Here is a 26,702-nt window from a genome sequence, read left to right as displayed (position 1 = left end):
CTCAGAGGTACTGCTCGGCATGCCGGGCGGCGTGCTCGTGGGCCGGCGTCCGGATCGTCCCCTCCTCGCCGAGCCGGTCGATCTCCTCCGCGTCGAGCCCGAGCTCGCGCAGCACGTCGCGGGTGTCCTGCCCGAGCCTGGGCACCGGCCGCCGCACGGTGCCGGGGCTGCGCGAGAGCCGGATCGGGTAGCCGACGAGCTGGGCGCGGAACTGGTCGGCGACGTCGACCTCGACCAGGAGGCCGTTGTGCCGCACCTGCGGGTGCCGCAGCGCCTCCTGGATCGTGAGCTGGGGTGCGCAGAGGACGTCGACGGAGCCGAACCGTTCGAGGGCCTCCTCGGTGCTGAGCCGGGCGACGACGGGCGCGATGACCGCGTTGGCGATGTCGCGGTTGCGCGCCTGCAGCTCGGTCGTCGCGAGCTCCGGGCGCAGGCTGAGGTCCTCGATCCCCAGGGCCGAGCAGATGAGCCGCAGCGCGTTGTCGCGGAAGAGCCCGAGCACCGAGATCACGCCGTCGGTGGTGTCGAACGTGCCGCCGTACCACTGGGTGACCCAGTTGAGCTCCTCGCCGTACATGGTGTGCGCCGCGACCTCCATCATCTGCATGGACACCGCCGTGTCGAGCAGGTTGACGCTCACCTCCTGGCCGTGCCCGGACCGTTCGCGCTCGTACAGCGCGGCGAGCACGCCCTGCACCAGCGCCATGCCCGACGCGTAGTCGACGTGGGCGGTCGGGTTCAGCACGGACCGCCGTCCCGGGGCCGCGAAGGCGCGGGCGAGCCCGCTGATCGACTGGGCGAGCATGTCCTGGCCGGGTTTGTGGGCCAGCGGGCCGTCGGGGCCGTAGCCCGAGGCGCTCGCGTGGATCAGGCGCGGGTAGCGCTGCACGAGGTCGGCGTAGGAGAGCCCGAGCCTGCGCACGGCGTCGGGCCGGTAGTTGTGGAGCAGCACGTCGGTGCGCTCCAGCAGCCGGTGCAGCACCCGCATGCCGCCCGGGGTCTTGAGGTCGAGCCCGATGCTGCGCTTGTTGCGGTTGAGCGAGGCGAAGTAGGACGACATGCGACCGTTCTCGGCTGCGGAGCGGTCCAGCACGCGCATGGTGTCGCCGCGCGTCGCGCGCTCCACCTTGATGACGTCGGCGCCGAGGTCGCCGAGCGCCTGGCCGGCTAGCGGACCCTGCATGACCTCGCACAGCTCGAGGACCCGGACGCCCTCCAGCGCGCGGCTCACGCTCCCACCCCCGCGTAGACGGCCTTCGCGATGAGCAGGCGCTGGATCTGGTTGGTCCCCTCGTAGATCTGGGTGATCTTCGCGTCGCGCATCATCCGTTCCACGGGGTAGTCGCGGATGTAGCCGTAGCCCCCGAAGAGCTGCACGGCGTCGGTGGTCACCGACATGGCGTTGTCGCTGCACAGCAGCTTGGCCATGGACGCCTTCGCGCGGGCGTCCGGGTGCCCGGACTCGATCAGCCCGACGGCCTCGTGGAGCAGCGCCCGCGCCGACGCGACCCGCACGGCCATGTCGGCGACCATCCCGCGGATCATCTGGAAGCGCGACAGCGACTGCCCGAACTGCGTGCGTTCGGTCGTGTAGGCCACCGCGGCGTCGAGCGCGCCCTGCGCGACGCCGAGGGCCTGGGCCGCGATCAACGCCCGGCTGCCGTTCAGCTCGGCCATGATGTAGCCGTAGCCCTGCGTGGGGTCGCCGACCACCCGGACGTCCGGCACCACGCAGCCGTCGAGGGTGATGTCCGCTGTGGGGCTGCCGCGCAGCCCCATCTTCCGTTCGTGCGGGCCGAAGCTGACGCCCGGATCGTCGCGGTGCACGACGAACACGCCGTGGCTCGACTCGCCCGTGCGCGCGAGCACCGCGTACCAGTCGCCCCACGGCGCGTTGCTGATGAACCGCTTCTGGCCGGTCAGGCTCCAGCCGCCGTCGACCTTCGTGGCGGTGGTGGTCAGGCCGGCGACGTCGGAGCCCGCGGTCGGCTCGGTGAGGCACCATCCCGCGCCGGCCTGCCCGGACGCCACCTGCGGCACGACGAGCTCCTGCAGCTCGGTGGTCCCCTCGGAGAGGATCGTGCAGGTGCCCGCCCAGTTCACCAGCAGCACGTGCGAGGTGGTCATGCAGGCGCGGGCGATCTCCTCGACGGCGATCACCTGGGACAGCAGGTCGGCGCCGGACCCACCGAGGTGCTCGGGGTGGGCGAGCCCGGCGAGGTCGGCCTCGACGATCGCCTCCCATGCCTCGGCCGGGAAGCGTTCCTCCTCGTCGACGGCCGCGGCGTGCGGCGCGATCCGTTCGGTGGCGACCTGCCGGACGATCTTGCGGAATTCTGCGTGGACGTCGGACGTCATGATCGGACGTCTCCCTTCGCGGTGGTGGTCGTCTGTGCGGTGACGGGGGGCCAGCTCAGGTCCCCGCCCGTGGCGGGACGAGCGGTGATCCGCGCAAACTCGGCCGTGGTGAGCCCGAACCCGCGCAGCACCTCGGTGGTCTCGGCGGCTGTCGGAACGGACCCCGGCGCCGCCGCGGTGCGCGACAGGCGGGGCACGGCGGGCACCCGGGTGAGCTCGAAGTCGGGGTGCCGGGACGCGATGTGCGCGTGCCCGGCGAGCTCGTGCGGTTCGAGCACCGGGGTGACGCATGCATCGCTGTCGTGGAAGTGGGCGGCCCAGGTGTCCCGGTCCTTCGTGCGGAAGGTCGCCTCGAGCGTCCGGGTGAGGGCGGGCCACCGCCGCGGATCGAGGTGGTCGGGCACGCCCCGGTCGTCGTCGAGCCCGAGCCCCTGCCACAGTGCCGCGAAGAACTGCGGTTCGAGTGCGCCGACCGCGACGTACCGGCCGTCGGCGCACTCGTAGGTCCGGTAGGCCGGCATCGTGCCGGTGAGCACCCCGGTGCCCCGCTCGGGCAGGGTCGGCGTGCCCCAGTCGGCGAAGGGCATGGCCATCATCGACAGCACGCCGTCGACCATCGCCGCGTCGACGTGCTGGCCGCGCCCGGAGCGCTCCCGTTCGTGCAGGGCCGCCAGGATCCCGAACGCGGCGAGCAGGCCGCCGCCGCCGAAGTCGGCGAGCAGGTTCAGCGGCGGCGTCGGCGGGCCGTCGGCGCTGCCGAAGGTGGCGAGCGCGCCCGCCACGGCGAGGTAGTTGATGTCGTGCCCGGCGCGGTGCGCCGACGCGCCGTCCTGCCCGTAGCCGGTGAGGCTGCACGAGACGAGCCGGGGGTTGATCCGGCTCAGCCGCTCGTGGTCGGCGCCGAGGCGGGCGGCGACGCCGGGGCGGAAGCTCTCGATCAGGACGTCCGCGTGGGCGACCATGCGGTGCAGCAGCGCCCGGCCCTCGTCGGTCTTGAGGTCGAGCTCGACGGCGTGCTTGCCGCGCCGCAGCACCGGGATCGGGGCGCCGGTGCGGCCGCCGCCCACCATCACCACGTCCGCGCCGAGGTCGGCGAGCAGCATGCTGCAGTAGGGGCCGGGCGCGAGCCGGGACAGGTCGAGCACCCGCAGGCCGTGCAGCGCACGCCGGGCGGTCACGAGAGCTGCTCCCGGGCCACCGCGGTGGCGGGGCGCAGCGCCGCGGTGCTCAGGAGGCTGAGCAGGGCCAGACCCGCCAGCAGGACGCCCACCGCCATCGGCCCGTGCGCCGCGGCGAGCGCCGCCGCCACCAGCGGTGCGATCGCGCCGCCGAGGATGCCGCCGAGGTTGTAGGCGATCCCGGCGCCGCTGTAGCGGTACTCGATGGCGAACAGCTCCGGCAGGTACGCGCCGACCGGGCCGTACGCGATCCCGTAGAGACCGAGCATGCCCGCCAGCGCGGCCCCGAACGCGACGCCCGACAGCCCGGTGACCCAGGCGAAGAGCAGCACGACCCCCGGCACCGTCAGGGCGTAGCCGACGAGGATCGTGCGCCGCCTGCCGTACCGGTCGGACAGGATCCCCGCCGCCACGGTGGTGATCGCAAGCGCGGCGCTCGCGACGATGCCCAGCCCGAGCACCGTCGCCTTGCTCAGGTCGGGTCCGGCGTCCGACGTGCCGTACGCGGTCATGTACGCCGTCGCCACGTAGAACAGCGCGAACAGGACGGTCAGCAGGCCGCCGCCGAGCAGCACCTCGCGCCACTGCGCCCGCATCAGGGCGCGCAGCGGGACGGTGGCCGGTACCGCCTCGCCCCGGGCCTCGCGCTCGGCGAGCAGCTTGCGGAACGCCGGTGTCTCGGCCACCGACAGGCGGACGTACAGGCCGACGGCCAGGAGCGCGGCGCTGCAGAGGAACGGGATCCGCCACCCGTAGTCGAGGAACGCCGGGCTCGACGGCCCCACCGCCACGTCGACCGCCAGGAAGGTGGCGCTGGCCATCGCGAGCCCGATCGCCGGGCCGAGCTGGGGGAAGATCGCGTACAAGCCTCGTTTCGCCGGCGGGGCGTACTCGGCGGCCAGCAGCGTGGCCCCGGCCCACTCGCCGCCGACCGCCACGCCCTGGGCGAAGCGGAGCACGGTCAGGGCGATCGGCGCGCCGACGCCGATCGTGGCCGCGGCGGGGAGCAGGCCGATCAGGACCGTGGCCACCCCCATCAGCAGGAGGGTGGCGACCAGGGTGTTCTTCCGGCCGAAACGGTCACCGAAATGACCGCACACAACGGCGCCCACGGGTCGGGCGACGAACGCGACGCCGAGCGTGGCCAGCGAGGCCACCGTGGCCGCGGAGTCGCCCAGCGCGGGGAAGAACACCGTCGGGAAGACCAGGGCGGCCGCGGTGCCGTAGATGAAGAAGTCGTAGAACTCGATCGTGGTGCCTGCGCAGCTCGCCACGGCGACCCGGCGCAACTGCCTGCTGCTCTCGTGCCGGTCGGGCTCGTCGACACGCGGCTCCGGGCCGGGCGGGTGTGGCGGTGCGCTCGCTCGTTCGGCCATGACTCATCTCCTTTGACGAGGGCGGAATGGGGCCGCGGACGGGGCACGGAAATGAATTGCCGGGCACTCGCGACAGCGGAGGGCGAATTCGCGTTGTCGCAACGTTAAGCGCCGCGGGTGGCGTCGTCCATGTGTCCGAATATGAGCCGCTGCCGCGCTCGTTGTGCCGCCGCACAACGGGTTCGATCACCGTTCGGTGCATCATCGGTGCAGCACGGAACGGGGGAGCGGGCATGCCGGAGCGGGGCGAATGGGCGCCGGGCGCCTTCGACGCGGTCGCGGCGCGGATGCGGGAGCGCGCGGAGGAACTCGCCGCCGAGATCATCGCGGAGATCCGCAGCCACGTCCCCAGCTACGAACAGGTCGACGGGGCGTCCCTGCGCCGCTCGCTCCTGCAGCACGTCGACACCGCCGCCACGGCGCTGGCCGCCGGCCGGGTGCCCGAGCGGATCGGCGACACCAGCGTGGCTGCCGAACGTGCTCGATCCGGGATCCGGATCGAGCACGTGCTCCTCGCCATCCGGGTGTCGTTCCAGTGCCTGCGCGAGTTCGCCATCGCGGCGGCCACCGACCTGGGGATCGCGACCTCCACGCAGCTCGAGGGGGTGCGCGTGCTCTGGGAGGTCAACGACCTGGTCAGCCGCGAGTACGCGGTGGCCCACCGCGAGGAGGACCTGGAGATGGCCCGCACGGCCGAGTCGCACCGGGTGGAGGTCCTCCGCAGCGTCCTCACCGAGGGGGCGCTCTCACCCGAGACCACGGTGCTGGCGGGCTCGCTGGGCCTGGTGGCCGGGGTGCGGTACCGGGCGTTCCGGGCCCGGCCCGCCGAGGGCACCCCGGCGTCGGTTCTCCTCCAGGAGGTCCAGCGGTGGGCGGCGGCCCACCACCTCGACGCGGTCGCGGCGGTGGTCGAGGGGGACGCGGCGGGCGTGCTCGCGGCCGTCGAGGAGGTCCCGGCCTCCGGGCCCACGGTCGGCGTCGGGCCCGCCGTCGAACTGCGCCACCTGCACGAGTCCTACCGGGTCGCCAGCCGGGTCATGGAGGTGGCGGCGCAGTTCGGCCGCCGGGGGCCGCAGACCCTGCCGCAGCTCTCGCTGCGCGTCGCGGTGGCCGCCGAGCACGACGTGGGGGAGGTGCTGGTGGAGCGCATCCTCGGGCCGCTCCTGGAGCAGGGGGAGTTCGGCGTGGAGCTCGTCGCGTCGCTCGACGCCTTCCTCGCCTCCGGGATGAACACCGCGGCCGCGGCGCGGGCGCTGGTGGTGCACCCGAACACCCTCCGGTACCGGATCAACCAGGTGAAGCAGCTGACCGGGATCGCGCTGCGGTCCGCCCAGGAGACGAGCGAGGTGTGGTGGGCCCTGCGCCGCCACGAGTGGGCCCGCCGCACCGGGTACCGGCCGTGAGCCGCGGCATCACGGCACGAGCACGACCTTCCCGATGTTCCGCCGCTCGACGAGGGCGTCGTGTGCGGCGGCGGCCTCGGTGAAGGGCAGGACCTCCGACACGACCGGCGCGATCGTCCCGTCGCGCAGCATCGGGAGGAGCGGGGCGAGCCACGGCTGCAGCGTGTCGCGGTCGTCCCAGAGCACCCGCAGATCCAGTCCGATCACCGTCTTCGAGTCGACCAGCTGCTGCGCGGTGCTCAGCCCGGTGAGCACCCGGAAGTCCGACGCCGGGTCGGCAGCGCGCCGGCGTCCGCCGTCGAACTCCGAGATCGCTCCGAACGGGACGAGGCGTCCACCCGGCCGAAGCATGCGGTAGCTGCGGGCGAACGAGTCGGCCCCGAGTGGGTCGAGCACGAGGTCGAACGGCGGGAGCTCCTTCTCCCAGTGCGGTCGGGTGTAGTCCACGGCCACGTCCGCCCCCTAGGTGCGCAGGCCCGCCCACGCGGTGGCGTACGCGATCGGCACCGCCGCTCCCTCGGCGAAGCACACCGCGGCGGACGTCCGGCGCCCGGCCGTCGGCGACCGGGTCGTCGCGGTCACCCGGCACGGCGGCTACGCGGAAGAGGTGTGCGTGGCCCACACCGACACGATCCCGCTGCCCGCCTCGATGAGCGGGTGCTCGTGCTGGCCGCCGCAGGCGGTGTCGGGGTGGCCGCGACCCAGCTGGCCCACGCCCTCGGCACCGAGGTCTACGGCGCCGCGTCCCCCGCGAAGCTGGAGGCCATCCTCGGCCTGTCCGTGACGACACCGGCCACCTCGAACCCACCGACGTAGGGCAGAGGGGTGCTGTGCGGGTAGTTCCCGAGCCGGGTCATGACGTCGGCGAAGTTGACCCCGGCCGCGTGGACGGCGATCCGGACCTGGCCCGCGCCGACCACGGGCCGCGGCCGCGTGTGCACCGCCAGCACCTCCGGTCCGCCGAACGCCGTGGTGACGACGGCGCGCATCACGGCTGGACCGCGGCGAGGAAGTCGAGGACGGCCCGGTTCACCTCGTCGGGCCGCTCCTGCTGGATCCAGTGCCCGCACTCGGGGACGATCACGCACCCGTGGTTGCGCGGCGCGACCTCGTCGAAGATCGCGATGGCGTCCCGGCCCCAGATCGTGCACGGGTCGCGGTCGCCGCCGATGTAGAGGGCGGGGACGTCCAACGTCTTCCCGGCGAGCTCGCCGAGCAGCTCCCAGTCGAGGTCGTTCGTGCGGTAGGAGCTCAGCGGGCCGGCGAAACCGGTCTGCTCGTACTGCTCGGTGTACGCGTCGATGTCCTCCTCGGTGAGCCAGTCGGGCAGCTTCTCCGGCTGCACGTAGTAGGACGACCACGGCGTGCCCGGGCTGACGCACAGGCCGGTGCCCCGCAGCCAGCCCGCGATCTCGTCGAAGGTCCTCAGCTCCGGCACCGGCTCCAGGAACGACGCCGAGACCGTGTAGTACGCCGCCGTCAGGAACCCGCGCACGTCGCGTTCCAGGTCGCGCTCGACGAGGCCGGGCACCTCCGAGATGTGCTGCTGGTACCAGACGCGGTCCGGGCCGGCGATGCGCCGCTCGATCTCGCTGGGGCGGATCTCCCCGCGCGGCGATCCGGGCAGGGCCATCAGCCCGCGGCCCCCGAAGGGAACGCTGAGGCCGACCACGGCGGTGAAGACGTCCGGCCGCGTCCACGCGCACGTCCAGGCGACCGCCGCACCCCAGTCGTGGCCGATCACCACGGCCGTCTCCGCGCCGAGCGCCTCGACCACGGCGGCGGTGGTCGCGACCCGCGTGGTGATGCGGGTCTCGTCGACGGCCGTGGGCTTGGACGAGCGGCCGTACCCGAGCTGGTCGATGGCGGCCACCTGGTAGCCCGCGTCGGCGAGCGCGCGCATCTGGTGCCGCCACGAGTGCGGGGACTCGGGCCAGCCGTGCACGAGCAGCACGAGCGGGCCGGTGCCCCCCGCGATCTTCATGTGGATGCGGTGGTCGCCGACCTGCACGACCTTCGACTCGAACTCCGTACCTGTGCTCATGTCGATCCTCCTCCGGTTCAGACCATCTCGATTCCGCCGTCGACGATCACCGATTGCCCGGTCATGTAGCCGCCGTCCGGGCCGGCCATGTAGGAGACGAGACCCGCGACGTCCTCGGGGGTCTGGACCCGGCCGAGGGCGATGAGCTTCGAGTACTCGGCGAGCGCACCCCCGGCCGCCGTGCCGAGGTAGGACCCGAGACTGGTGTCGATCTGGTCCCACATCTCGGTGCCCACGATCCCTGGGCAGTAGGCGTTCACCGTGATCCCGTGCCCGGCCAGCTCCTTCGCGGCGGTCTGGGTCAGTGCGCGCACCGCGAACTTGGTGGCGCAGTAGGCGCCGAGGTAGTCCGCTCCCGAGTGCGCGGCGATCGAAGCCGCGTTGATGATCCGGCCGCCCCGGCCGTGCGCGATCATCGCCTCGGCCGCGGCCTGCACGCACCACAGCACGCCGTCGACGTTGACCCGGAAGATGTGCTCGAGATCCTCCGGGCGGGTCTCCAGCAGCCGCTTGACCTGCACGACCCCGGCGTTCGCCACCATGACGTCGAGATCCCCGTGCGCCGCGCGGGACGCCTCGACCAGGCCGAACACCGCGTCGCGGTCGCGCACGTCGCAGCCGGCGGACGTGGCGGTGAAGCCCTTGTCCCGGATCTCCGCGGCGACGCTCTGCGCGCCGTCGGCGTCGATGTCGCTCACCAGCACCGCCAGCCCGTCGGCGGCGAGGCGGTGCGCGATCGCCCTCCCGATCCCCCGCGCGGCTCCGGTGACGACAGCAGTTCTCCTGACCATGGCGGTCTCCCAAGGGTGTGCGGGTGGGTGCGCCCGATCCGTTCGGTCCGGATCGGGGGTGAAGCGATGGGTGTGCGCGCCTATCGGCGGGCGCGGGCGAGGCCCGGAGCGGTCGAGCCGCGGACGAACGCGCAGTCCTGCCAGCGCCGACCAGCGCCGGCCGTGATGGTGAGCCGGAGATCGCGCAACCGGTAGGGCCGTGATCCGATGCGGGTCCCCAGCACGCCGAGTGCGCGCCGGAGCCTGGTGACCTCGGCGCGCACCGCCACGGCGTGGCCGGCGTCGCCGTACAGACCGTCGCTGAGCGCGGCGGTGTCGAGCCCGGCGGCGCCTGCCACCCGGAGCAGGACGAGGATCTCGGCGTGCCGGGGCGAGAGCGGGATGCGCGCGGTGCCGGCCCCTTCCGGGACCTCGACGCCGGGGCGGGGGCCGTCGAGTCGCAGCACGACCTCCGGCGGCGGCGTCACGCCGCGCTCCCGGCGGATCACCCAGCCGCCCTCGACGCGTTCGGGGAGGCAGCGGCCCCACCCGGGGATGTCCACGGCGAGCTGTGGGCGGGGTGGTGGGATGCGCCGGAGCGGACGCAGGGCCGGGTCGTGGGCCACCCAGCCGTGGTCGTCGACGAGCAGGAATCCGCCCTCGGCCGGTCGGGGTGCGTGCGCCGCGCGGAGCCGGTCCAGGTGGCGCCGGTGGTCCCGATGGAGCCGGGCCTCGACCAGGTCGGCCGCGGTCTGCACGAGTGCCCCGGCCATCGGGTGCATGGCCGGCGCAGGGCCGCTGACGTTCAGCACCGCGAGCAGCCGCCCGGTCCGCAGGTCCCTGATCGGCGCCGCCGAGCAGTACCACCCGATCTGGCACGCCTCGTAGTGCTCGGCACCGACGATGCGGACGCGGGTCTCGTCGGCGAGAGCGACGCCGATCGCGTTGGTGCCTGCCGTCGACTCCGTCCACGTCGAGCCCTCCCGGAACCCGGCGTCCGCGGCGCGGCCGAGGAGCCCGCCCGCCCCCGTGCGCCACACGATCACCCCGTCGCGGTCGGCGAGTGACACGACGCAGCGCCCGGACCGGTCCGTGCCGGCGAACGCGCGGTCGGCCACGCCGATCGCGGCGGAGATCCCGCGGTCCCGCAGCCGCTGGTGCAGCACGGTGCCGGGGACGGGGGAGCGCGGGTTGATCCGGTTCGGGTCGAGCCCCAGCGCCAGCACGCGGGACCAGGACCGGGCGACGACGGGCCGGCCGAACCCGGCCGGGCTGCGGCCGCTCAGCACGTCCTCCCGGATCCCGGCAGCCGTCCGTCCCTCTCGTGCGGGGGAGGTGGGGAAGGTGTTCACGCCAACCTCCACGGTGAGGTGGTGGAGCGCACCGCGTGCGGCCCCGTCGACGGGAGAACTCTCCCCGGCACGCCCACGGAGCGGGACGGGCGGAACACCTAATCGGCCACCTACACCGCCGCGAGCGCTCCCGCGCTGCGGCACGGGTGGTGCGAAGCGCAGCCGCGCCGCAACCCGCCACCACAGCGCGACGCCGCGGTGGCTCACCGCGTGTGGTGGACGTCGGGCACGCCGTGGACGGGCGTGGGGATCCCCTCGAACCGGGCCTTGAGCTGCAGGGCGAGGTACTGCGAGTAGTGGCGGCACTGGTGGAGGTTGCCGCCGTGGAACCAGAGGCCGTCCTGTCGCGTGGGCTTCCACATGTTGCGCAGCTCGCCCTCCCACGGACCGGGGTCCTTCGCGGTGCCCGAACCGAGGCCCCACACCTTCCCGACCCGGTCGGCGACCTCCGGGCCGATGAGGTCCGCCGCCCATCCGGTCATGGATCCGTAGCCGGTGGCGTAGACGACGAGATCGGCTTCGAGCCGCGTGCCGTCGGCGAGCACGACCGCGTCCTCGTCGAGCTCGCTCACCTGACCGTGGGCGAGCTTCACGTCCCCGCGCGCGACCAGGTCCGCCGCACCGACGTCGATGTAGTAGCCCGAGCCGCGGCGGAGGTACTTCATGAACAGCCCGGAGTCGTCCTCCCCCCAGTCGAGCCAGAACCCCGCGGCCGCGAGCCGGTCGTAGTACTCCCGGTCACGTTCCCTGATCGCGGTGTAGATCGGCTGTTGGAAGGACGGCAGGATCCGGTACGGCAGCGAGGCGAACGTCAGGTCGGCCTTCTCCGTGGTGATCCCCGCCGCGAGGGCCTGCTCGGAGTACAGACCCGCGAGCGCGAACTCCATGAGCGACTCCGACCGGGCGATGAGCGTGCTCGATCGCTGCACCATCGTCACGTCGGCGCCGACCTCCCACAGCGCCCCGCAGATGTCGAAGGCCGAGTTGTTCGACCCGATCACCACGACCTTCCGGCCCCGGTAGGCGTCGGGCCCGGGGTGCTGCGAGCTGTGCTGCTGCTCGCCGGCGAAGGTGTCCTGGCCGGGGAGCACCGGGATGTCCGGTTTCCCGGACACGCCGGTGGCGAGCACCAGGTGGCGGGGCCGCAGGGTGACCTGCTCGCCGTCCCGGTCGAGGACCACCGACCACTCCTGCGCGCGCTCGTCGAAGGACGCCGTGGTGCACGTGGTCGAGGACCAGTACGTCACCTCCATGACCGTCGTGTACATCTCCAGCCAGTCCGCGATCTTGTCCTTCGGCGTGTACACCGGCCAGTTGCGGGGGAAGTCGAGGTAGGGCAGGTGGTCGTACCAGACGGGGTCGTGCAGGCACAGCGACTTGTACCGGCTGCGCCACTGGTCGCCGGGTCGTGCGTACCGGTCGACGACCACGTGCGGCACGCCGAGCTGCCGGAGCCGGGCGCCGAGCGTGATCCCGGCCTGGCCACCTCCGATCACCACGACGTAGGGCTGGTGGGTGCGGCCGAACCCCTCGGACTCGGCGCGCCGGGACTCGGCCCACGTCACGCGGTCGCGCCGCACGCCGTGTTCGGCACCGGCCGGGCGGCGCTCGCCCATCGGCTCCTCGTGGCCGGTGAGCTCGTGGAGGGTGGTGAGGAGGGTCCAGGCGCCCTCGTCGGTGAGCCGGAGGTGCCCGCGGCCCCGCCCGGCGCTCGCCCGGAACCCGATCCACGCCTCCACGACCTCGCCCGCCGTGGTGGGCTCCTCGGTGACGTGGAAGTCCCGCGCGTCGGTCCCGTCCATCGTCGCGCGGAGCAGGTCCGCCACCCCGTCGCGGTCCTCCACCGTCACGAGGTTCCACGTGAAGGAGACCAGGTCGCGCCAGAAGCAGGCCGGCGCGAACAACGCGGCTGCGCGCGTGGCGTCCCGGGCGGCGAGTGCGGCCTCGAAGTCGGCGAGCCAGGCTTCGACCCGTCGCCGTGCGGGGGAACGCCCCGGGTTCTCGGCAGCGTCCTCGGCGATGGTGACGGTGCGTGTCATGCGGGCCTCCCTGTCCGTGTCGCTCCGACGCGACGCCGGTCCGTGTCCGGACAGGACTGAAACCGGAACGGCGACCCGCAACAAGACGTTGCACGCGCGCTGCAGCTCGCGTCAGCCGAGCTCGACCGGCCGGTCCGGGTCGGCGGTCCACTCCGACAGCGAGCCGTCGTACACGGCGACGTCCGGCTTCCCGGCGACGAACGCGGCGAAGGCGGGCAGAGTCGCGGCGATGCCGCCCCCGCAGTAGGTCACCGCGCGGCCGGGGCCGAGGAGGCCGGCCGCGCCGAGCAGCTCGGCCATCTCGGCCACGGGCCGGAACCGGCCGGTGCCCGGGTCGAGGAGGCTGTCGAAGGGCAGGTTGGCGCTGCCCGGGATGCGGCCGCGGCGGGGGTAGGGGTTCACCGGCTGCTCCCCGCGGAACGTCGCCGGGTCGAGGGCGTTGACGAGGCAGCCGCCGCTGCCGGGCAGGGCCGCCACCTCGTCGATCGTGGCGAGGAGCTCGGGCCGTGGCGCCGGGGTGAACGTGGCGGGCGCGACCTCCACGGCACCCGACTCGACGGGCAGCCCGGCCGCCTGCCAGGCCTGGAAGCCGCCGTCGAGCACCGACACCCGGTCCAGGCCGTGCAGCCGCAGGAGCCACCAGAGCCGGGTGGCCCACGCGCCGCCGGATGCGTAGACGACCACCTGCGTGGTGTCGCCGACGCCGAGCCACCCGACCTGCTCGGCGAACCGGTCCGGGCCGGGGACGGTGAACGCGAGCTCGGCGCGCGGGTCGGCGAGGTCGTGCACGACGTCGGCGAAGACCGCCCCGGGAATGTGGGCGGCGTGGTAGGCGTCCCGTTGTGGTGTGGCGACGTACCGTCCTGCGCCGGGATCGAGCACCAGCTCCGTGGAGGCGTCGAGGACCCGCAGGCCGGGCCGGTCGAGCACGGCGTGCAGCTCGGTGGCGGACAGGAGCGGGGGCAGGGCGGGAGCGCTCGTCACGGTTCCTCCGGGTGGTCGGCGCGGCGGGGTGCCGGCTCGACGCTACGGCCGGTCGTGGCCGCCGGCGCCGGTCCGGGCGGCGAACCCGCCGGGTGGCGGGTTCTTCCCCCGCGGCGGCGGGATGCCGGTCAGAGGGCTCCCGGACCACCGTGGAGCCGTCGGCAACCGGCCCACCAGGAGGACCCCATGACCACGATCGCCCCGCCGCCCTTCGACCCGGAACTGGCGGCGGCCCTCGCCGCCACCGGCCAGGACACGGTGGCGACCGGCATCACCCCCGACACCCTGGCCGACGCGCGCGCGGCGCTGCTGGAGGGGGTCCCCTCGGTCGCGGACCTGGCCGCCGACGGCACGTACGACGTCGAGGAGCTCGCCGTGCCCGGGCCCGAGGGCGGCCAGGACGTCCCGCTGCTCGTGATCCGGCCGCGCGACGCGGTGGGGCTGCGGCCGGTCGTCTACCACACCCACGGCGGCGGGCTGATCATGGGCAACAACCGGTTCGGGGTCGACCTCGTCCTCGAATGGGCCCGTGAGCTCGGCCTGATCGTGGTGTCGGTGGGCTACCGGCTCGCCCCGGAACACCCGTTCCCGGCCGGGCTCGACGACGCCCACGCCGGCCTGCGGTGGGTCCACGAGCACGCCGGCGAGATCGGGGGCGACGCCCGCCGGATCGTCCTCGCCGGTGGCAGCGCGGGCGGCACCCTCGCCGCGGCGCTCGCGCAGCTCACGCGCGACCGGGGCGACGTCGAGGTGCTGGGGCAGCTGCTCATGTACCCGATGCTCGACGACCGCAACGACTCCGTGTCCGTGCGCCAGATGGCCGGCATCGGGGTGTGGGACGGGATCTCCAACGCCACGGGCTGGTCGGCGTGGCTGGCGGGCCGGCCGGGTGCGGACGCGCCGCGCTACGCCGTGCCGGCGCGGGAGCGGGACCTGGCGGGGCTGCCGCCCGCCTTCCTCGACGTGGGGTCGGCGGAGACGTTCCGCGACGAGGTCGTCGAGTACGCCGGGCGCATCTGGGCGGCGGGCGGCGAGGCCGAGCTGCACGTGTGGCCCGGCGCCTTCCACGGCTTCGACTTCCTGGCCCCGCAGGCCGAGCTCTCGCAGCGGGCGCGGCAGGCCCGGTTGCACTGGTTGCGGCGGTTGCTCGGCGAGTGACCGTGGCGCGGGCGCGCCTCGGCGGACGAGAGGAGTGGGTTCGGTGCAGAACCTTGCCGGTCGGCTCGCGGCGGTCGACGAGTCCGCGGGGGCCGCGATCGACGTCATCGCCTACTTCGACCGGCTGGCGCAGTCGCGGGCCGGGCTGGAGCAGGTGGTGCGCGGCGCGGCCGTCCTCGCCGGCGTGCCCGCCCGCCTCGTCGACCCGTCGCGGCGCATCCAGGTGCGCGTGGAGCCGGACGGCGTCCGCACCGCGCACGCCGATCCGCCGGACCCGCGGTGGCGGTGGCACCCGGTCGGCCCCGACGGCACCGGCCGCGTCGTGCTCGAGACCGACCGGCGGGCCTCGCTCGTGGACGACATGGTCCTCGAACGCGCCGCGATGCTCGCCGAGCTGGTGATCAGCCGGGTCCGCCGTCCGGGGCCGTCGCCGGGCCCGGACTGCGCGGTGGTCGAGGTCGTCGTGGACCCCCACGTCCTGGTGGACGAGCGGCTGCGCGCCTACCGGGAGCTGGGGCTGCCCGCGGGCGCCCGCGCGCTCGTCGTCGCCTGGCCAGGGGGCCACGTGCAGGTCGTGGCCGCAGGCGCACCGCTTCCGGACGCGCCGCGGCTCGGCGTCGGTACCGCCGTGGACGCGCCCGACCTGCCCATCTCGGCCGCCCGGGCCCGCACGGCGCTGCGGTTCAGCGCCGACGACACGGCCGACGACCCCGGTGCCCGGGTCGTGCACGCCGACGACCTCGGAGGGCTGGAGCTGATCGCCGCCGCCGTCGACGCGGGCGCCCCGCCCACGGCCGACCTGCGGTCGCTGCGCCGGGCGGCCGAGGAGATCCCGCACCTCGTGCTGACGCTCACGCGCTACGCGGCGAGCGCCAGCATCCGCGCGGCCGCGGCGGCGCTGTTCGTGCACCACTCGACGCTGCAGGACCGCCTCGACCACGCGGAGCGGCTGCTCGGGTGGGACGTCCGGCAGCCGGCCGGGCGCCTGCGCCTGCAGATGGCCCTCGCCGAGCGGCTGCTGCGCCGCTGAGCCCGCTACGTCGCCGGCCGGTCCTCCAGGACGACCGCCACCTCGGACTCGGGGGGCGCGTGCCCCGCCTCGCAGCGGACCTCCACGTGGATCGGGGCGCCGCAGTCGGCGTGCACCAGGCGGATCCGGTGCGACCGGGGGCGGTGCTTCTCGCCCCACGACCCGAGGGCGAGCAGGATCGGCACGAGGTCGTGGCCGGCCTCCGTGAGGACGTACTCGAACCGCTGCCGTTGGGCCGGCTCCCGGTACGGGTGCTTGGTGAGCAGGCCTTCCGCCACGAGCCTGCGCAGCTGGTCGGCGGTGACCGACTCGGTGAGCCCGGTGCGCCGGACGAAGTCGTCGAACCGCGACGTGCCGTAGGAGGCCTCGCGCAGCAGCAGCACCGTCGACCTGCGCCCGATGAGCGAGATCGACCGCTCGATGGGGCAGGCGTCGCCTGCCTCCGTGCGCTCGGCCCGGGCCATGCGCCCGCTCAGCTGCAGTGTCACGGCGTCGACGCTACCGGATGGCTACGCTCCTCCGTAGTCAGACGCTTCACGAGTAGAGGGCGACCGCGCCGCGACGATGGCTTTGTAAACCCAAAGTCAGCCTGTTACGGTGCGGGCGTGGAGCCGCGGATGCAGCACGAGCGAGAGCCGGTCCGGACCCGGACCGTGACCTGGGACGACCCCGAGAAGACGGCGGCGCTGGCCCGCGAACGGACCGGGCTGGAGTTCATCCAGGCCCTCGCCGACGGCACCGTGCCATCCCCGCCGATCGCACAGCTCATCGGCACGCGGCTGGAGTCCGTCGAGGCGGGGAAGGTGGTGTTCGTCCTCGAGCCGGCGGAGTTCCACTACAACCCGATCGGCTCGGTCCACGGCGGAATCTACGCCACGCTGCTCGACTCGGCCGCGGGCTGCGCAGTGCACTCGATGCTCCCGGCAGGCACCGGCTACACCAGCTCGGACCTGTCCGTCCGATTCCTGCGCCCGATCCGCGTCACCACCGGCACGGTCACCTGCACCGGCACGGTCACCCACCTCGGCCGCCGCACCGCCCTCGCCGATGCCCGACTCGAGGACGGCGCGGGCAGGCTGCTGGCCACCGCCACCAGCAGCTGCCTGCTGATTCACTCCTGACGCCCGTTCTCCGCTGTCGGAAGTCCAGCGGAGCGGTTTCCCGGCTCCGCTGTGACAATTCCCGATCCGCACTTCGCGGGTCACCCACCGCACGCCACAATTGCCCTGGTTCCGCATCTGATGAACAACCGGAGAAGTGCGCCGGTTCAGCGGATCACGCCACGGCGCCGGGCTTCCCGGCGTCCTTGCCGGCGGCGCGGCGATCCGCGGTGCGGCGGCGCAGGTCGCGCAGGGCGTGGTGGCAGCGGGACTTCACGGTGCCCACCGGGATGCCGAGCCGGGCGGCCGCGCGGACGACGCCCTGGTCGCGTGCGTAGACCTCCCGGAGCGCGTCGCGGTGTGCCGGGCTCAAGCCGCTGAGCAGGGCGTCCACGGCGAGCTCCGCCACCACGTCGTCCGCGGTGTCCGCGACGGCCGGCTCGTGCTGCATCACCGAGAGCACCTCGGGCGGGCGGGCGGCCCGCCGCCGGGCGCGGTCGATCACGATGTTGCGGGCGACGGTGCGCAGCCAGCCGCTCAGCGATTGCTCGCTCTCGAGCACCCACGGCCGTTGCCAGAGCCTGATGGCCGTCTCCTGGGCGACGTCCTCACCGGCGTGGTGGTCACCGCTGCACAGGGCGGTGGCGTATCGGACGATGTCCGCGCGGTGGGATCGCCACTGTTCCTGCCACGTGCTCTGCGGTGACGAGGGGTACTGCTGGACTCGGGATGCCGAATCCGACGAGGCGGTAGGGATGACGAACTCCTGAGCGTTCAGCGGCCGCGGTGACGGCCGGTCTTGATCTCAGACTCCGCGTTCGCGACCCGTTCGCACCGTCATTCACCACTCATCTCCTGCGGTAGCGCTCACACCTAGCGGCCGTGTCCGATTTGAGTGGAGTTCCGTTCCCCGGCTACCGGGTACCCCTCGCCGCACCGGCGTTCCGGCTCATCCGGCTGTCGGTAGCCTGCATCCGGTGGACTCTTCGTGCGGAGACCTCATTGCCGAAAACGGCGAAAGTTTCGGCCACGGCGAATCGCCGGGCCTGCTCCCGGCGATGAGTGACGTCCGCTTCTGCCTCTCCACGGGGAAACCGCCACCGCTCACCGCGGGTCCGCCCGGGGGCCTGCGGCCACGGCGACGCCTGTGGGGCCGGGACCGCGAGCTCGCCCGCGTCGCCCGCATCACCGACCCCAGGGCGGCGCAGGCGATCGTGGTGGCCGGAGAGGCCGGGATCGGCAAGACGAGCATCTGGACCGCCGGCCTCGCGGCGGCACGTGCCGCGGGACTGCGCCTCGTCACCACCGTCAGCAGCGAGGCCGAAGTGGACCTGCCGTGCGTGGGCCTCGACGACCTGCTGGGCGAGCTGCTCGACCAGTACGGCGGGCAGCTGTCGGACCTGCACCGCGACGCGCTCGCCTGCGCGCTGCTGCGCCGATCCGACCTCCCGGAGCCGAGCCCGCGCGTGCTGGCGGTCAGCGTGCTGGCGCTCCTGCGGTCCGCGGTCGACGACGAACCCCTCGTCCTGGCGATCGACGACCTCCAGTGGACCGATCTGGAGACCCAGCGGTGCCTCGCCTATGCGGTGCGGCGGCTCTGGGGCCGGCCGCTGCGCCTGCTCCTCGCGATCCGCACCCCGTCGCCGTGGTGGCCGCCCCAGGGCGGCCCCACGGGCAGCGCTCTGCTCGACGCGCTCCCGGCGGCCGACACCGTGTACGTCGGGCCCTTGAGCCCGGCCGCGATGCGCCACGTGCTGGCCGCGGCGTCCGGCACGCCGGTGTCGGCGGAGCAGGCGCAGGACCTCGCCGACAGCACCGGCGGGAACCCCTTCTGGGCGCTGCAACTGGCCCAGGCGAGACGGGTGCCGGGACCGCCGGAACCCGAGTCCGACGACGGCTTCGCCCCCTCCGTCACCTCGCTCGTCACCGAACGGGTCGCCGCACTCCCGCCGCGCGTGCGCGAGACGGTGGAGGTGATCGCGGCCATGGGCCGCCCGTCGCCCTCGGACGTCGTACGAGCGCTCGACGACCCGTCGGCGGACGACCCGGGGCAGCTGCTCGACCTCGCGCTGGCGACCGACCTCGTCGTGGCGCGGGGCGGCCGGTTCCTCCCGGCGCACCCGCTCATCGGCACCGCGCTGCTCGCGTCGATCCCCGGCTTCCGGCGCAGGCGCCTGCACCTGCGGCTGGCCGAGTCGAGCACCGCACCGGAGGCCCGTGCCCACCACATGCTGGCCGCCAGGACGATCTACGCGGGGCCCGGCGACCCGGGAGGCGACACCGAGGACCGGGGCGACCTGCTCGCCACCCTCGACGCCGCGGCGCTCGCCGCCGCCCGCCGGGGTGCCATCGCCGCGGCCGCCCGCTTCGCCGACCAGGCGTTCACCAACTCCGACGCCGCCGACCCCTATCGGCAGACCCGTCTCATCCGGTCGGCCCGGTACCACTACCGGGCCGCGGAGCTGCTCACCGCGCACCGGCAGTTCGGCCTCGTCGACCTGGCCTCGCTCGACCCCGACCTGCTCGACGAGGTCGTGCCGCTGTTCGCCGACACCGCGGGCAGGCTGTTCGGCCGCCAAGCCGTGGCCCACGTCCGGAAACTGCTCGAGGAGCTGCCCGACGACATCGACCCGCACCGCCGCGCGCGTCGGGCGGCCCTGCTGCTGACCCTGCGGGCGCACTCCTTCTACGGCGACGAGCGTTCCGTGGAGGCCTCCCGCGCGGCGGTGGACGCCACGGCCGCCGCCCGCAGCGCCGCCTCCCTCCAGCACTGGGCGCTCGGGCACCTCATCGAGGCCGAGTACATGTCGGGCCGAGAGCCCGCCGACGACCTGGTCCTCTGCCGTGCCGCGCTGGAACGCTCCGTGCCCCGCGAGCTGCTCGGCATGCCCACCGACGTCCTCCGGGCGATGGTGATGGTCGCCTCCGACGACATCGCCCCCGCCCGGACCCTCCTGGAGCGCGTGCGGGAGGCCGCTCTCGCCGCGGGCGACGACAGCGTCGTGATCATCGCGGGCACCGTGAGCGGCTACCTCGAGCTGGTGTGCGGGCGCAGCGAGAGGTGCGCGGCGCACCTGCAGGAGGTCGACCGGATCGTCGACCCGGACGCTCCCGAGGCGGCGGTGATCGTCTGCATGCGCGGGATGCTGCACATCGCGCGGGGGGAGTTCTGCAGCACCCGGACCATGCTCGCCGCCCTCGACGCCGACGGCGTCGCCCCGTCCGACCGGTCGGACGTGGTGCGCGAGTACCTCCGCGGCCAGCTGGCGCTGTACGAGTACCGGTTCGGCGACGCGGTGGAACACCTCCGGACCTTCCTGGACTTCAACCACCGGCGGGGCCGGACGAACCCGGCGGCCCGCCTGGGGGTCGACGTCGACCTGGGATACGCCCTCGCCGCCAGCGGTGACCTCGAGGGCGCCGAGGAGGTGGCCCGCACGCTCGTGGAGGCGGCCAACCCCGGCTTCCGCTCGATCGCGCAGGGGTGTGCGTGCCGGATCAGGGCGCGCGTCGCGCAGGAGCGGGGCGACGAGGCCGCCGTGGTGGCGTTCGCCGAAGCGGCGGTGGAGCACCACAGCCACACCGAACGCCTGCCCGAGCTCGGGCGCAGCCTGGTGGTGCTGGCCGAGGCCCTCGTGGCCCGCGACCCGGCACGGGCGAGCGAGACGGCCGACCGCGCTCGAGCGATCCTGTTGCAGTGCGGGCAGCTGTGGTGGGCGGACCGGGCGGCCCGCATCTCCCGGTCGCCTGTGCCCGCCGGCGACGTCCGGCCCACGCTGTCGCCGAGCGAGCGCGCGGTGGCCGAACTCGTCGCCAACGGTGACTCCAACCGGGCGGTCGCCGAACAGCTGCACCTGAGCATCCGCACCGTCGAGAACCACCTCAGGTCGGTGTACCGCAAGCTCGGGGCGCGGTCGCGGCGCGACCTCCCCGGCCTGCTCCGGTGAGATGACGAGGCGCGCGCCCCACCCCGGCGCGCCGACGCGGCCGTTCAGTTCAGGAACCGGAACGTCGAGGCGATCGCGTCGAAGAGCTCGTAGACCGGATCGGCCAGCGGGAGGTTCGGGCTGCAGCACGTGACCATGAAGACGTCACGCCCCCCGCCCGGGATCGGGATCAACGTGTGGTGGGTGAGCATCTCCACCTGGTCCTGCTTGGTCACCACCACCCGCTCGGTGCCGACCACGCGCACGGCCGAGCCCGCGTTCGGCAGCTCCACCGGGAACACCGACCGCGGGTGCTCGGTCGAGTCGCCCGCGCGGGCCAGCTCGGCAGGGTCGAACGCCTGGCCGTCGGGCGGGTGCACGGCGAACACCATCACGTGCCCCATGAAGAGCGCGTCGTCGTAGACCGTCGCCGTTCCCGCACCCCAGAGCGCGCCGCGTTTGCGGGCGGCCCGGTTGAGCGCACGCGCCTGCCGGAACAGGTCCTCGGCGCGCATCCGGTCGACCGGTGTCCTCGCCTCCTTGAGCGCGGCCTTGCGCGCCTTCGCCAGCTCGTCGTCGCCCAGGTCGAAGCGCGCCCAGTGGTCGGGCACCTCGATGACGAACTCGGCGGGGCGCGGGGGTGCGGCTGTCGACGTCACGTCGGTCTCCCGGTCTCGATGATCGTGCTCAGGCGTCGGCCGACAGACCGTCGGCGATCTGGTTGTCGACGTCGGTGAAGTGCTGCAGCGTCTGCTTGAGCGCGTCGACGATGTCGGCGCCCTCGTCACGCAGCTGGGTGCGGCCGTCGTCCCAGCGCCCCTTGAAGTCCTCCGCGGCGCCCGTGACCGCCGGATCGTCCCCGAGCGCCTCGCGAAGGGACGGCACGTCCGTCGACGTGCTGTCGAACAGGTCGATGACCTGCTGGATGTTCTTCGCGGCCGCCTCGATCTCGTCGCCGGGCACAATGATCTCGGCCATGGATGTCCTTCCACTCCGTCGGCGTCCCCGATCACACGCGCCGGGCCGCCCGCGCGGTTCACCGGCGCGCAGAACCCTCCGGCCCTCCCGGCGCGTGTGATCGGGAGACGGGCCCGGGAGCGGGCTCCGTGACGAGCGGACCTTGAGGCCGGAGGAAACTCGGATGCCGCGGCGACACACCACCGGATTCAGCGTGCTGGGGTTCGAGTCCGACCCGACGCCAGGCAAGCCGGAACTGATCCTGGCCGAGGTGGTGCCGACGTTCACCGCCGTCGGCGACGACGCCGAAGCGGCGTTCAACGCGATCAACAGCGGCGCCATGGCCAACGGCAAGGGCGAGGCCATGGAGGCGCTGCGCAAGAAGATCGGCGACAGCTACCCGCCGAAGCTGCAGAAGACGGCCGAGTCGTTCCACGACGCCGCCGACGCCTTCCGCGTCTACGCCGACGCGCTGGCCGACGCGCAGTCCCAGATCGACCGGGCGATGGACCAGGCCGGGCCGGTGGCCACCCTGGCCACCTCGACCCTCCCGCCGCTGCCCGCCGACGCCTCCATCGAGGCGCGGAACGCCACCCGGACCCAGCAGGCCCGGATCGACGACGCCGCGGCCGAACTCGGTGCGGCGAAGCGCCTCGCCCAGGACGCCAAGGAGATGCGCGACCGCGCCGCGGCCACCTTCGATTCGACCCTGCGCGCGGTCGGCACCGTGCCCGAGCGCAGCTTCTTCGAGAAGATCGCCGACTTCTTCGCTGACAACCCCTTCATCCAGATCATCATCTCGGTCGTCGTGGGCCTCGTGTCCCTCGTGTTCCCGGTGGTGGGTCTCGCCCTCGGTGCTGTGGTGTTCGGCCTGTCGACCGCCTTGATGACGGTGGCGACCGGTGAATTCGACATAGGTTCGTTCGTCGTCGGCCTGGTCGGGGTCGCGCTCGGCGGTATCGGACTGGCGGCCCGGGCCCTACCGGGGCTTGCGAACCTGACCAGATTCGGAAACCAGGTGCGGGGAATCGGGAAGGGCTCCTTCTTCATCTCGCGCCCGGGCAACGTCGCCGACGACGTCGCCAACCAGACCGCGGACATCGGCGCCGCGGCCGCGAGCGGGGGCAGCCGCGCCGGGGAGGCCGTCCGGGCCGGCGGCCGGGTCGCGAGCGAGGCAGCCCAGGAGTTCGGCTTCGAAGCCGCAGGCGGCGCCGCGGCGAGTCTCATCAACGGCGAGGAGCTCGACGCGCAGGACATCCTGACCGGCGGAGCCATCGGCGCCGCGGTCGGTGGTGGCATCGCCGGCGTCGGCGAGGCCGGGCAGGCCATCGGCGGCAGGCGCGGCGGACGGGGCGGCGGCGCCGGAGGGGGCGGCGGTACGGACGGCCCGGACCCCCTCGGCGGCGACGGAGGCACGCGCGGTCTCGACGACGACGAGGTCTCCGACGGCGCCGGCTCCAACGACGGCGGCTCCGGCGGCGGCTCCGGCGGCGGTGCGTCCGGGGCTGCGGCCGGTGGCGGTGCGCCCGTCGCGGTCCCGCCCGCAGGCGGGGTGGGGCGGCCGGGCCCGGTCGGCTCGCCCGGCGGAGCGGGGGGCACCGAGGAGCAGCCGTCTCCCGTGCCCCGCGGGCCGCTCGGCGACCCCGGGACATCGGGAGCCGCCGCGCCGCCTCCCGGCGGCGTGGTGCCGCCGCCCATCCCGTTCAAGGGAGCGCCCGGTGCCGGGCAGGCCGGCGAGGGGACCACCGCACCCGCGCCAGGCATCGCCCCGCCGGGTGGAGTGCCGCTCGGTGACCAGCCGGGCCCCGCTCCCGCCGGCGGCGGCCCCTTGGCGGGTGCAGGCGGCGCGGGCGCGCCGGCCGACGCCGATCCGACGCGGGAGACGCCGAGTCCCGTGGGCAAGCCGCCGGCCCCGGCGCCAGGCGGCGCCGAGTCCTCCACGGGCCTCGACCCCGCGCCGGCTCCCACGCCGACACCGACGCCCGCGCCGGCCGGCGGTGCCGGCCCTGCCGGCGATCCCGCGGGTTCGGAGCCCGCGCCGGGTGGGTCTCCTGCGCCGACGCCGAAGCCCGCGCCGGTGGGCGGTGCGGGCTTCGCCGGCGATCCGGCTGGTTCGGAGCCCGCGCCGGGTGGGCCCTCTGAGTCGACGCCGGCGCCCGCGCCGACGCCGGCGCCGGCGGGTGCTGTCGGCCTCTCCGGCGATCCCGCTGGCTCGGAGCCCGCGCCGGGCGGGTCCCCGGTTCCGTCGCCCGCCCCGACCCCTGCGCCGGCGGGTGGTGCAGGTCTTGCCGGCGGTCCTGAGGGTGCGGATCCCGCGCCCGGTGGGCTCTCGGGTTCGTCGCCTGAACCGACGCCGTCTCCGACCCCGACGCCGGGCCCGACACCGACACCGGTGCCTGCGCCGGACGGCGGATCCGGCCCTGCCGTCGACGCCAACTCGGGTCGGGTCATCGAGGTCGGTTCGGGCGATGGTGGTGGCGATCCCAGCCAGGTCGGCGAATCCCGATCCGGCTCGGGACCCGATGGGTCCGGTGCCGGTGGCGACATCGACTCGCGCGCCGGCGCGGGTCCGGACCGGGCCGGCGATGGCGGCTCCGGCGCAGCCGCGGGTGGCGGCCCCGGCCGTGACCCCGATCCGGGTTCCGGCGCCGACACCGACACGAGCACCGACACCGACACCAGCAGCGACTCCGACAGTGACACGGGCGTCGACACCGGCGCCGCGGGCGGTGGGCGTCCCGGGCGTGGCCCTGTTCCGGGTTCCGGCGACGACGGTTCGGGCTCGGATGGTTCCGGCGGTCCTGTGCCCGCTGTCTCGGATGGCGACGGCGGCTCCGGCGGTGGGGCCGGTCCCGACGTCGTGCCGATCGCCGCGGGCGGTGGTGGGGGCTCCGGCCCGTCGGGTGGGATCGACGGATCCGATTCCGACGCCGTGGGGCCGCCCACCTTCCCGGCGCCCAGGCCGACCCCGGGCTCGGATCCGTCAGCGGGAGGTGGGTCCGGTTCGGACGGTGCCCCGGCCGTCACCTTCACCGGGGACGGGCTGAACCCGGCCACCGCAGCGGCAGCCGGCGCCCCCCTTGCAGCCGGGGCCGGGTTGGCGGCGCTGGGCCGCTCCGGCGGCGGGCTGGGCGGGGGAACCGACGGACCCTCCGGCGGAGCCCGCGACTCCGGGCGGTCGGGCGGGTCGGATCGCGGGCGCACCTCGGACCGGTCGCCGGACGGCGGCGGGAGCGCACCGAGTAGGGGTGGACCGAGTGGCAGCGGACCGGGCGGGAGCGGACCGGCCGGGGGGCCGGCCCCGAAGGACGTCCGGGTCGACTTCCCGAAGGGGAGCAACACCCTCACCCCCGCCGCGCGTGCCGACATCGACCGGTTCGCGGATCAGAAGAAGGTCGAGATCGCGCGGGCGCTGCTCACCGGCAAGCAGTTGCCCCGGTTCGAGGTGGAGGGCCGCGGCCGCAACAACCCGGGGGCGCGAGGAAGCCGGGCCTCGCAGCGCGGTAGCGAGGCACGCCAGGCGTTCGAGGACCGGCTGCGCGACGGCGGCACCGTCGCCCCGGTGGTCAGCGACGTGCTGGGTGGGGTGCAGACCGGAGGTGGCCGGCTCGGGTTCTCGAGCAACCGCACGGCCTCCATCAACGAGACCGCCCCGCCGCCCCCTCGGGAGGTGGTGGGCGCGGCCGGGCCGGGCGCGCACCCGGTGCCGAAGAAGCTGCACTTCGCGTGGTTCGGCGGCAAGATGCCGCCGGACGGGGCGAAGAACCTCGCGGACTGGGTGCAGCGTGCGAAGGAAGCGGGCTGGGAGGTCAACATCTACACGGACCCCTCGGCGATGGCCGCGAACCGGCACCTCTTCGACAGCTTCGGCAAGGAGACCGGGCCGGACGGCAAGCCGGTGGTCAACACCTCGAGCGACCCGGCGAGCGACCTGGGCATCGACCGGGGCTCGGGTGCGGGGCAGTTGCTGTCGCTCGCCGAGGATCGCGGCATCTTCACGATGAAGTCGGACATCGTCCGGTACCAGGCGCTGCACGAGCAGGGCGGGGTGTACATCGACACCGACATCGGGCCCGGCGGCATCGACCTGACCCGGGAACCCCCGGCGATGGACCAGAACACGGTGCCGTTGCTGGGCCCGGGGTTCCGCGACCAGAAGAGCCTGGACTCGACGAACGCCCAGCTGGCGGAGCTGCAGGGGCTGGCGGGTGTGCCCGACTCGGAGATGCCCACACCGGCCGAGTTCCGGTGGCGGATGGGCAGCTTCAACAACAACATGATCGCCGCTCCGCCGGGGTCCGGGTTCATCGGCAACGCCCTGAACAACATGAGCATCAGCCCCGGGCTCGCCGACCAGATCAACATCTCGGACCGGGACAACCCGCCTCCGGCGGTGCTCAAGGCGGCCGAGGACCGCGCCCGCAAGGACCTGGGGCTCGGCGACACCCCGGCTGCCGACCTGAGCCAGGATCAGCGCGGCCGGCTGGACACGGCGCGCCAGGAGCACCTCGACAGGATCCAGTCGTCCGCGGCGGACAACGTGAAGAAGTCCGCGGCGCAGGTCACCGGACCGCTCTACCTGGACCGGCTCATCGGCGAGCACGTCAGCGGGCCGCCCGGGAGCAATCCCGCGATGAGGGGGATGGGCGGTTTCCGGACGGGGGATCTGCAGGTCGCACCCGGCGCCGCCGGCTACTTCGGAGAGCTCGACTTCGTGACCGACTCGAGCGACATCAAGTTCGACGACAGCGTGCCCGAGGGCGAAGCCGGACCCAGCTCGGCGGCGGGGCGGCGGAGGTAGTCCGGGCTGGGCGCCCCCACGAATGCCGGCAAGGTGGCTTTACTGGCGTAATACGCCAGCAAAGCCACCTTGCCGGCACTGGAAGAGGTGGGCGCCGCGCCTAGTAAGTGCCTGAGTGGTTGAAAACGAGGACATCCCCCTGTTGTGGTGCTCGGGCTTGGTGTCCCAACCACGACAGGAGGATGTCGGTGTCCAACCCTAGACGGCTCTCCCGCGGTGATAACCG

At 74.1% G+C, this 26,702-nt stretch carries 21 protein-coding genes; 6 read left to right on the top strand and 15 right to left on the bottom strand.

All coding sequences use genetic code 11. The features are described from left to right. Position 1: 1 nt before the first annotated feature. From ACFPL3_RS04330 to ACFPL3_RS04315, 4 genes are read right to left on the bottom strand one after another with little or no spacing between them, the layout of a single operon-like run. Positions 2-1,231, bottom strand: coding sequence for a CaiB/BaiF CoA transferase family protein (locus ACFPL3_RS04330; RefSeq protein WP_343938415.1), 1,230 nt, complete (start codon positions 1,229-1,231; stop codon positions 2-4). Then, the gene (locus ACFPL3_RS04325) at positions 1,228-2,358 is read right to left on the bottom strand and encodes an acyl-CoA dehydrogenase family protein (protein WP_343938413.1); all 1,131 of its coding nucleotides are present in this window, start codon (positions 2,356-2,358) and stop codon (positions 1,228-1,230) included. Before ACFPL3_RS04325 ends, ACFPL3_RS04330 begins: the two co-directional genes overlap by 4 nt. Further along, positions 2,355-3,536: a CaiB/BaiF CoA transferase family protein gene (locus ACFPL3_RS04320; RefSeq protein WP_343938411.1), complete on the bottom strand. Its 1,182-nt coding sequence runs from the start codon at positions 3,534-3,536 to the stop codon at positions 2,355-2,357. Before ACFPL3_RS04320 ends, ACFPL3_RS04325 begins: the two co-directional genes overlap by 4 nt. Then, on the bottom strand, positions 3,533-4,912 hold the full coding sequence (locus tag ACFPL3_RS04315) for an MFS transporter (protein WP_343938409.1): 1,380 nt from the start codon (positions 4,910-4,912) through the stop codon (positions 3,533-3,535). Before ACFPL3_RS04315 ends, ACFPL3_RS04320 begins: the two co-directional genes overlap by 4 nt. A 233-nt stretch (positions 4,913-5,145) precedes the next feature. Between ACFPL3_RS04315 and ACFPL3_RS04310 the strand changes: the two genes are divergently transcribed. Further along, on the top strand, positions 5,146-6,315 hold the full coding sequence (locus tag ACFPL3_RS04310) for a PucR family transcriptional regulator (RefSeq protein WP_343938407.1): 1,170 nt from the start codon (positions 5,146-5,148) through the stop codon (positions 6,313-6,315). Positions 6,316-6,324: 9 nt separating this feature from the next. On the opposite strand, the gene ACFPL3_RS04305 is transcribed toward ACFPL3_RS04310, so the two are convergent. The 7 genes from ACFPL3_RS04305 to ACFPL3_RS04275 all read right to left on the bottom strand — a co-directional run bounded on the left by ACFPL3_RS04305 (position 6,325) and on the right by ACFPL3_RS04275 (position 13,504). Next, positions 6,325-6,768 carry a zinc-binding dehydrogenase gene (locus tag ACFPL3_RS04305; RefSeq protein WP_343938405.1) on the bottom strand — a complete coding sequence of 148 codons (444 nt, stop codon included), beginning with the start codon at positions 6,766-6,768 and terminating at the stop codon, positions 6,325-6,327. Positions 6,769-7,046: 278 nt separating this feature from the next. Further along, positions 7,047-7,304, bottom strand: coding sequence for an alcohol dehydrogenase catalytic domain-containing protein (locus ACFPL3_RS04300; RefSeq protein ID WP_379588591.1), 258 nt, complete (start codon positions 7,302-7,304; stop codon positions 7,047-7,049). Next, positions 7,304-8,359 (bottom strand): alpha/beta fold hydrolase, encoded by a 1,056-nt coding sequence (locus ACFPL3_RS04295; protein WP_343938401.1) that lies wholly within the window; start codon positions 8,357-8,359, stop codon positions 7,304-7,306. The genes ACFPL3_RS04300 and ACFPL3_RS04295 overlap by 1 nt, the downstream gene beginning before the upstream one ends. Before the next feature lie 17 nt (positions 8,360-8,376). Continuing rightward, entirely contained in the window at positions 8,377-9,150 is a 774-nt protein-coding gene (locus ACFPL3_RS04290; RefSeq protein WP_343938399.1) for an acetoin reductase, read from the bottom strand. An 80-nt stretch (positions 9,151-9,230) separates the two neighbouring features. Next, positions 9,231-10,481, bottom strand: a complete 1,251-nt coding sequence (locus ACFPL3_RS04285; RefSeq protein ID WP_343938397.1) for a GAF domain-containing protein — start codon at positions 10,479-10,481, stop codon at positions 9,231-9,233. Between the two features lie 203 nt (positions 10,482-10,684). Beyond that, entirely contained in the window at positions 10,685-12,520 is a 1,836-nt protein-coding gene (locus tag ACFPL3_RS04280) for a flavin-containing monooxygenase (protein WP_343938395.1), read from the bottom strand. 111 nt (positions 12,521-12,631) lie between these two features. After that, complete coding sequence (locus ACFPL3_RS04275; protein ID WP_343938393.1) at positions 12,632-13,504, bottom strand: sulfurtransferase; 873 nt, start codon at positions 13,502-13,504, stop codon at positions 12,632-12,634. A gap of 186 nt (positions 13,505-13,690) precedes the next feature. Here ACFPL3_RS04275 and ACFPL3_RS04270 point away from each other — a divergent pair, with 186 nt between their 5' ends. Both ACFPL3_RS04270 and ACFPL3_RS04265 read left to right on the top strand, forming a co-directional pair. Beyond that, entirely contained in the window at positions 13,691-14,662 is a 972-nt protein-coding gene (locus ACFPL3_RS04270; RefSeq protein ID WP_343938391.1) for an alpha/beta hydrolase, read from the top strand. Positions 14,663-14,705: 43 nt separating this feature from the next. Next, positions 14,706-15,692, top strand: coding sequence for a helix-turn-helix domain-containing protein (locus ACFPL3_RS04265; RefSeq protein ID WP_343938389.1), 987 nt, complete (start codon positions 14,706-14,708; stop codon positions 15,690-15,692). Between the two features lie 5 nt (positions 15,693-15,697). On the opposite strand, the gene ACFPL3_RS04260 is transcribed toward ACFPL3_RS04265, so the two are convergent. Further along, entirely contained in the window at positions 15,698-16,180 is a 483-nt protein-coding gene (locus ACFPL3_RS04260) for a winged helix-turn-helix transcriptional regulator (protein WP_343938387.1), read from the bottom strand. 129 nt (positions 16,181-16,309) lie between these two features. On the opposite strand from ACFPL3_RS04260, the gene ACFPL3_RS04255 reads away from it, so the two are divergent. Beyond that, a complete protein-coding gene (locus tag ACFPL3_RS04255) occupies positions 16,310-16,813 on the top strand; it encodes a PaaI family thioesterase (RefSeq protein ID WP_343938385.1) in 504 nt (167 codons plus the stop codon). A gap of 154 nt (positions 16,814-16,967) precedes the next feature. On the opposite strand, the gene ACFPL3_RS04250 is transcribed toward ACFPL3_RS04255, so the two are convergent. Then, complete coding sequence (locus ACFPL3_RS04250) at positions 16,968-17,549, bottom strand: sigma-70 family RNA polymerase sigma factor (RefSeq protein WP_343938447.1); 582 nt, start codon at positions 17,547-17,549, stop codon at positions 16,968-16,970. Positions 17,550-17,850: 301 nt separating this feature from the next. Between ACFPL3_RS04250 and ACFPL3_RS04245 the strand changes: the two genes are divergently transcribed. After that, positions 17,851-20,739, top strand: a complete 2,889-nt coding sequence (locus tag ACFPL3_RS04245; RefSeq protein WP_343938383.1) for a helix-turn-helix transcriptional regulator — start codon at positions 17,851-17,853, stop codon at positions 20,737-20,739. 44 nt (positions 20,740-20,783) lie between these two features. Here ACFPL3_RS04245 and ACFPL3_RS04240 read toward each other — a convergent pair whose 3' ends face one another. Continuing rightward, complete coding sequence (locus ACFPL3_RS04240) at positions 20,784-21,377, bottom strand: hypothetical protein (RefSeq protein WP_343938381.1); 594 nt, start codon at positions 21,375-21,377, stop codon at positions 20,784-20,786. Between the two features lie 28 nt (positions 21,378-21,405). Further along, a complete protein-coding gene (locus ACFPL3_RS04235) occupies positions 21,406-21,696 on the bottom strand; it encodes a hypothetical protein (RefSeq protein WP_343938379.1) in 291 nt (96 codons plus the stop codon). 163 nt (positions 21,697-21,859) lie between these two features. Between ACFPL3_RS04235 and ACFPL3_RS04230 the strand changes: the two genes are divergently transcribed. Next, positions 21,860-26,476 carry a glycosyltransferase gene (locus ACFPL3_RS04230; protein WP_379588395.1) on the top strand — a complete coding sequence of 1,539 codons (4,617 nt, stop codon included), beginning with the start codon at positions 21,860-21,862 and terminating at the stop codon, positions 26,474-26,476. Positions 26,477-26,702: the final 226 nt, after the last annotated feature.

Source organism: Pseudonocardia zijingensis (assembly GCF_042657305.1).
Lineage (GTDB): Bacteria > Actinomycetota > Actinomycetes > Mycobacteriales > Pseudonocardiaceae > Pseudonocardia > Pseudonocardia zijingensis.
Note: the sequence above shows the minus strand (reverse complement) of the source record. Positions and strands in the feature narration are given on the sequence as shown.